The organism is Variovorax sp. FG153, assembly GCF_057809595.1.
Map to the genome: position 1 here is coordinate 1 of NZ_JBMDKG010000124.1, position 566 is coordinate 566.

Annotated in this window: 1 protein-coding gene; it reads left to right on the top strand. The window is 70.0% G+C overall.

Features of this window, described 5'->3' with window-relative positions; genetic code table 11:
- Positions 1-566: TonB-dependent receptor domain-containing protein (locus ACODT0_RS42395; protein ID WP_489044049.1), on the top strand; the 566-nt coding region annotated here is incomplete at its 5' end.

A 566-nucleotide genomic window follows, 5' to 3' on the forward strand; every position in this document is an offset into this window, starting at 1 on the left:
CCACGGCGCTGTGGCAGCTGCGGCTCGACTCGGAGCTGGTCTATGTCGGCGATGCCGGCACCACCGAGCCCGGCCGCGCCAGCAGCCGCCGCGGCATCGAGGCCACGCTGCGCTGGAAGCTCGGTTCGCACTGGCGCTTCGAGGCCGATGCGGCGATCTCGCGCGCGCGCTTCCGGGGCCTCGCACCTGAAGGCGAAGGCAACCACATCGACAACGCGGTGGAGCGCGTGTTCGCGGCCGGCGTCATCTACACCGAAGGCCCGCTGACGGCCTCGCTTCGCCTGCGCTACATGGGCCCGCGCGCGCTCGACACGCTCAACACGGTGCGCTCGCGCGCCACCACGCTGCTGAACTTCGGCGCGCGCTACGCAGTGAACAAGCAGCTCACCTTGGGCCTGGACGTGTTCAACCTCGCGGGCCGCAAGGGCAACGACATCGAATACTTTTACGCCTCGTGCAGCGCGAGTGAAGTGGCACGCGGTGCCTGCGGCGACGGCATCGATGGGCGCCACATCCATCCGATGGAGCCGCGCAGCGCGCGGGTCAGCGCGCGCTGGACCTTCTAG